Genomic DNA, 6,076 nt, shown 5'->3' on the forward strand with positions numbered 1-6,076 from the left:
AATGCCTGATTGAATCAGGCATTTTTTATTCTAGTGATCATACCGATGAGATTTTATCTGGCGTCATCAGCGCCTGATTAATATACAGCTTAATCAAACGTTCGCGTGATCCAATCGCTTTTTGGTAATTGGTCGAATTTAATAACAGCGAAGCGCCATAGGTGACTGTCCAGATATAAGATAAATAATCGCGAATCGACATGGCACTTTCTAAAGCCACCAGATAATCATGGGTGATGTCTTTAATCCGGATAATCCGTTCTTCACGAATCCGATAAAGCTCCTGAAATAACTCTTTCAGATTTTTTTCGTTATTGGTTAAACGCTCTTCAATGACATGTAACAGGATGGTTCGGTTCGAATTGAGCATGTGATAGAGCATATATTGTGAAACATAATTTTTAATATCGTTATTATGCTTTTTTGATATTTCTAGAATTCTTTTTTCATTCAGAATAATCAGTTCTAAATATAACTGGTTCTTGCTTTTAAAATGTTTGTAGATGGTTCCTTTTGCGATGTCCAGTTCACTGGCCAGCTCACTCAGGGTAATGTCCTGATTATTATCCAGTAGCAGGCTTTCCGCCATGCTCAGGATCTTCTCTTTACGAAGAAGGAAGTTCTGCTGTCTTACAGTCGTCATCTTCTTGGTCCATACTTTTCGAAAAAGAACCTTTCAAGAATATGCAATTTTGCACGCGATGGCTATAAAACTAAGGTCGTGATATTTATCTCATTTTGTATATTTATGCAGCAACTGCTGACAAATAAAAATAGCGATGCTAAGCGGACAGAAATATTGTCAAGAAAACTGAACCCTAGAGATCAACTTTGCTAAATAAAATTCCATTTTCAGTATAATTATTTTATTGTTTCAGCGCACGAAGCTAAATCCTTCGACTGTTTTAAGCCCATATTCATCAGGGTTTAGCACAGGAAAACGATCAATATTAAGCTGGCATATTCAGTCACTCATACTGAACATGAAGACGTGATTTACAAGGCGAATTTATGAATCTAGATTTAGATTTAATACTGCAAGAATTGGATATCACGATTTTAAAATGGCCTGTCTGGATCCTAATGAAAATTAGAAAATATTTAGCAACAGGATTGAGTATCACCCTTTAAGGAATTTAAAAATGCCGATTTATAATGCGCCGCTAAAAGACATGGAATTTATTTTAAATGATGTATTCCAAGCGGAACAATTTTGGCAAGGTAATGAAAATCTTGCACATTTAGATATGGCGACGGCAAATGCAATTCTGGAAGAGATGGCCAAATTTTCCAAGAATGTTATTCTTGACCTGAATCGTCCTGCAGATGAAGAGGGTGGTGCTCAGTTTAAAAACGGTGAGGTGATTACGCCGGCTGGTTTCAAGGAAGCCTTTAAACAGTTTGCCGAAGGTGGCTGGGTAGGCTTGGGTGCTCCTGAAGAATGGGGCGGACAAAATATGCCGAAGATGCTCACGGTTCTGGCGGATGAAATGATCTGGAGCACCAATCCATCTTTTATGCTTTATCCACTACTCACTGTGGGTGCAGGTATGGCCATCAATGACCGCGCCTCACAGGAACAGAAAGAAACTTATTTACCAAAATTCTATACGGGTGAATGGTCGGGCACCATGTGTCTGACTGAACCACATTCCGGCACAGATCTTGGCATTATCAAGACCAAAGCTGAACCGAATGAAGATGGTTCATATAATATTACCGGTACCAAAATTTTTATTACCAGCGGCGAGCATGATCTGAGTGAAAACATCATTCATCTGGTGCTGGCAAAAACTCCGAATGCACCAGCAGGTTCACGTGGTATTTCATTATTTATTGTGCCGAAATTCCTGGTCAATGCAGATGGATCACTGGGTGAGCGTAATGCAGTATCTGCCGGTTCAATCGAACATAAAATGGGAATTAAAGGCTCGGCGACCTGCGTCATGAACTTTGACGGCGCCAAGGGCTATATGGTTGGCAATGAAAATGAAGGTCTGGCCGGCATGTTCGTGATGATGAACTACGAACGTTTGTCTATGGGAATTCAGGGTATTGGTGCAGCAGAATTTGCCTACCAGAATGCGGCACAATATGCGACGGACCGTTTACAGGGCCGTGCATCAACTGGTGCAAAATCTCCAGAAAAACCAGCCGATTCAATTCTAGTCCATGGCGATGTACGCCGTATGCTGCTCAATGTACGTGCTAACAATGAAGCTTCACGTGCGTTTGCGGTGTATGTAGGTCAACAACTGGATATTACCAAATACTCAACCGACCCTGAAGCGGTGCGTAAAGCGACTGACCGTGTGGCGCTGTTAACGCCAATCGCCAAAGCTTATTTGACCGACAAGGCACTGGATTCTGCACTGGAAGCGCAAATGTGCTTCGGTGGTCATGGTTATATCCGTGAATGGGGCATGGAACAGTGTATTCGTGACCTGCGTATTTCACAGATTTATGAAGGCACCAATGGCGTGCAGGCGATTGACCTGATTGGGCGTAAAACCACCAAATGTAATGGGGCTTATATCGCGGAATATATTGCTGAAATCCGTGAATTTGCCCAAAATTTAGATGATTCATTGACGATTAAAACGGCGACATTAGAAGCCTGCCAGCAACTTGAAGATATCACCAAATTCATCGTCGAGCAGTCTAAGCTGAACCCTGATTTTGCTAATTCGATTGCTGTCGATTATTTACATGCGGTTGGGCTGCTCAGCTTTGTCTATATGTATGCGCGGATTAGCAAAGCCGCTGCAGCCAAAGACGATAGCTACTTCCAGAACAAACTGGTACTGGCCAACTATTATGTGGCCAAAATACTTCCGGATTTGAGTGCACGAATCCAGCGTATTCAGGCCGGTGCGGAACTGGTCATGCAATTGCCTGAAGCATATTTTACCGCACAGGCTTAACCCGCAATGATTGCGAAGGACCAGCCCTACAGTGCTTTGGCTATGTAGGGTTGATAACAATGATGAAAAAGGATGAAACTAAAATGATCGTAATTGTAGATGCAGTACGTACCGCGATGGGCGGTTTTCAAGGTTCATTGTCAAGCTGTACCGCGCCAGATTTGGGTGCTGTGGCAATTAAAGAAGTAGTGGCACGTGCAGGTCTGTCGGCCAATGATATTGATGAAGTGATTATGGGCTGCGTTCTTCCTGCTGGTTTAAAACAGGGTCCAGCACGTCAGGCCATGCGTCAGGCGGGTCTACCGGATTCCACGGGGGCGACCACGATTAATAAAATTTGTGGTTCTGGTATGAAAGCCGTGATGCAGGCAGCAGATGCGATCAAAGCCGGTTCAGCAGAGATTGTGGTGGCTGGCGGTATGGAGTCGATGTCGAACGCACCATATTTGATGGACAAGGCACGTGCCGGATTCCGTATGGGGCATGGAAAGGTCATTGATCATATGTTCCAGGAAGGTCTGGAAGATGCGGAAACAGGCCTGTCGATGGGAATTCTTGCTCAGGAAATGGCGGATAAAAAAGGTTATACCCGTGAGCAGCAGGATGACTATGCGATTGGTTCCTTAAATAAAGCCGTGACGGCGGTGCAGCAAGGTTTCTTTAAAGATGAAATCGTACCGGTCACTGTCAGTAGCCGTAAAGGCGATGTGGTGGTGGAACAGGATGAACAGCCTTTAAATGCCAAGGCTGACAAAATTCCAACTCTGCGTCCAGCGTTCAAAAAAGACGGAACCATTACTGCGGCAAATGCCAGTTCAATTTCAGATGGTGCTTCAGCACTGGTGATCACCTCGAGCGAAATTGCTGCACAGCGTAACTTAAAACCGCTAGCTCATATTCTGGCCTATGCCAGCCATTCGCAGCATCCATCAGAATTTACCATTGCACCGGTTGGTGCGATTGAAAAAGTCCTGAAAAAAACCGGTTGGGATGCTCAGGATGTTGACCTTTGGGAAATCAACGAAGCGTTCGCCATGGTGACCATGTTAGCCATTGATGGCTTTAAACTTGATCCAGCAAAAGTGAACATTAATGGCGGTGCCTGTGCACTTGGTCATCCATTGGGTTCTTCTGGTTCCCGTATTATCGTGACCTTGATTCATGCCTTAAAACGTACTGGCGGCAAGAAAGGGATTGCATCCTTATGTATCGGTGGTGGTGAAGCGACTGCGATTGCTGTGGAACTAATTTAAGCCCATCTTAAATCGTATATTCAGGTAGCAAACTAAATACTGATTCATTCAAAAGTTGCTGCTCTTGGTTCGCCAGGAGCAGGGATTTTTTAAATCATATTAATTTTTAAAATACACAATAAAATCCATATTTTCAGACTTTGCTGATCCCATTCCATCAATAGTTTTACTATAAAAATTACTTTTTAAATTATTTAAAAACTTTTTCCAGCACATGCCGGTGAATAAATCGTAACTTGTCTTTAACCGCTTCGCTCAGCTTGAACGGGTAGGCATCTTCCAGGCCCATACAACGGTTTAAGGCATTCAGATTAAAGGTCAAGGTAACCCAGTTTTCCAGAATATGTTCAAAATCCTGTCCACCAATCGGGCATTCTTTAAAATCCATGCTGGCCAGATAGCTGCCATTTCCTTCAACACGCATACCACCATAGTAGGCAGTTTCCAGTGTTTCCATCATATGCAGATAGTGCGCCCAGGTTTCTGCCCAGTCTTCCCAGGGATGGGCGGTAGCATAAGCACTGATGTACTTTTCCTGCCAGTTGATTGGCGCGCCTTCATTATAATGGCGTTCAAGTGCCTTGCCATAATCCTGCCGCTCATCGCCAAAATACTGACGGAATTCATCTAGCAATTCCGGATGCATATGTTGCATGAGCGCAAAATAATAATGGCCACTTTCATGACGAAAATGACCCAATAAAGTCCGGTAGTTTTCACCCATATTTACACGTGTAGTTTCACGATAAACAACATCAGCTTCAATTGCATTTAGGGTAATGACACCATTAGCATGACCAATTAAAACAGGCTTATCTTCTTGAGGCAGGAGAAAATCAAATCGCAGACCAAATGGATCATCTTCAGACTTTTTAGGGCGTGGCATCATGTTCATGCGCTGGGCCAAATACAGGAAACGGCGTTTGGCTTCTTCCAGTCGAAACCAGTAAATCAGGTTCTCGGAATTTTCCAGATCAGGAATGACATGGGTAAGCTGACAGGATTCACAAAATTCCTCGTCTTCATCGCTGGGGATCATCCAGTTGCATACCTGATAATTTACATAATTGTGACAGGGTTTATAACTGGCATGTTGGTAGTTCTTGGCGATTGGAACCCATCGCTCAGCACTCTGTTTTTCGAATGCGCATAGCTCTTTTTCCGAAGCGATATAACCGATCGGTGACAGACAGTGATCACAAACTGATTTATAAAAAAACAGCTGTTGCTTGCAGACGGCACATTCAAAATGTTTCATTAAACTCCCTGTAGGGAAACGAACGACCTAAAATGTTTATCGATGATGAACACGAAAAAAGGTTCAGAATGCCTACCTAAATTTCTTCCTGATAAAGAAACATCATAAAAATTTCATTGAAAATTCTATATGGATGAATTGTAAAAAAGGTGTGAATGAATATCCCATCAAAGATAGTTTAATGATTATTGATATTGCTTTAGTTTTTGATTTATAAGAAAATTACCATTATTTAATTATAAAAATTGGTTTAGTATGGCTTTTTCATTTCTTAGTAATTCATTTAGCAATGTTATCATTCAATTAAAAAAATATATTTCTGAAATTAAAGAAAGGACAGATATTGATGAGTGGGAAAAGGAGTTACTAAAAAATTTAGATCCTATAGATCTTTATGATAATGAAAGGCTAAATGAGTTTGAAGAACACTGTATAGAGATCAAAAAAAGAAATGATTTAAGTTTAAAGTTGGTATTTGATAATGAGTATGGGGAATTAGGGCATCATTTTGAATATTCGGATCGAATAAAGCTAGAGTATATAAATTTATTAATCTATGCATATTAGATCTCTTTCATAAATCAAAAAACGATCTTCTTTTTGGTTAATATTTGCACTCCGGATTTCTTGGCATTCGTGCA

5 protein-coding genes are annotated in these 6,076 nt (G+C 41.6%); 3 read left to right on the forward strand and 2 right to left on the reverse strand.

Features of this window, described 5'->3' with window-relative positions:
* Nucleotides 1–37: 37 nt before the first annotated feature.
* The gene (locus MTX11_RS09870; protein WP_004280405.1) at nucleotides 38–643 is read right to left on the reverse strand and encodes a TetR/AcrR family transcriptional regulator; all 606 of its coding nucleotides are present in this window, start codon (nucleotides 641–643) and stop codon (nucleotides 38–40) included.
* A 499-nt stretch (nucleotides 644–1,142) separates the two neighbouring features.
* Here MTX11_RS09870 and MTX11_RS09875 point away from each other — a divergent pair, with 499 nt between their 5' ends.
* A complete protein-coding gene (locus tag MTX11_RS09875; RefSeq protein WP_243475019.1) occupies nucleotides 1,143–2,924 on the forward strand; it encodes an acyl-CoA dehydrogenase C-terminal domain-containing protein in 1,782 nt (593 codons plus the stop codon).
* 83 nt (nucleotides 2,925–3,007) lie between these two features.
* Entirely contained in the window at nucleotides 3,008–4,177 is a 1,170-nt protein-coding gene (locus MTX11_RS09880) for a thiolase family protein (RefSeq protein WP_195726012.1), read from the forward strand.
* Nucleotides 4,178–4,367: 190 nt separating this feature from the next.
* Here the strand turns inward: MTX11_RS09880 and MTX11_RS09885 are convergent, their stop codons facing one another.
* Nucleotides 4,368–5,435, reverse strand: coding sequence for a zinc-binding metallopeptidase family protein (locus MTX11_RS09885; protein WP_004647052.1), 1,068 nt, complete (start codon nucleotides 5,433–5,435; stop codon nucleotides 4,368–4,370).
* Nucleotides 5,436–5,690: 255 nt separating this feature from the next.
* Between MTX11_RS09885 and MTX11_RS09890 the strand changes: the two genes are divergently transcribed.
* Entirely contained in the window at nucleotides 5,691–6,002 is a 312-nt protein-coding gene (locus tag MTX11_RS09890; protein WP_243475020.1) for a hypothetical protein, read from the forward strand.
* The last annotated feature ends 74 nt before the right edge of the window (nucleotides 6,003–6,076 follow it).

The sequence above is a fragment of the Acinetobacter lwoffii genome, assembly GCF_022809915.1.
Lineage (GTDB): Bacteria > Pseudomonadota > Gammaproteobacteria > Pseudomonadales > Moraxellaceae > Acinetobacter > Acinetobacter lwoffii_M.

What these genes read in the sequence shown, in the direction of transcription:
- MTX11_RS09880 (WP_195726012.1), top strand. Translation starts at nt 3,008, where the DNA reads ATGATCGTAATTGTAGATGCAGTACGTACCGCGATGGGCGGTTTTCAA.
- MTX11_RS09870 (WP_004280405.1), bottom strand. Translation starts at nt 643, where the DNA reads ATGACGACTGTAAGACAGCAGAACTTCCTTCTTCGTAAAGAGAAGATC.
- MTX11_RS09885 (WP_004647052.1), bottom strand. Translation starts at nt 5,435, where the DNA reads ATGAAACATTTTGAATGTGCCGTCTGCAAGCAACAGCTGTTTTTTTAT.
- MTX11_RS09890 (WP_243475020.1), top strand. Translation starts at nt 5,691, where the DNA reads ATGGCTTTTTCATTTCTTAGTAATTCATTTAGCAATGTTATCATTCAA.
- MTX11_RS09875 (WP_243475019.1), top strand. Translation starts at nt 1,143, where the DNA reads ATGCCGATTTATAATGCGCCGCTAAAAGACATGGAATTTATTTTAAAT.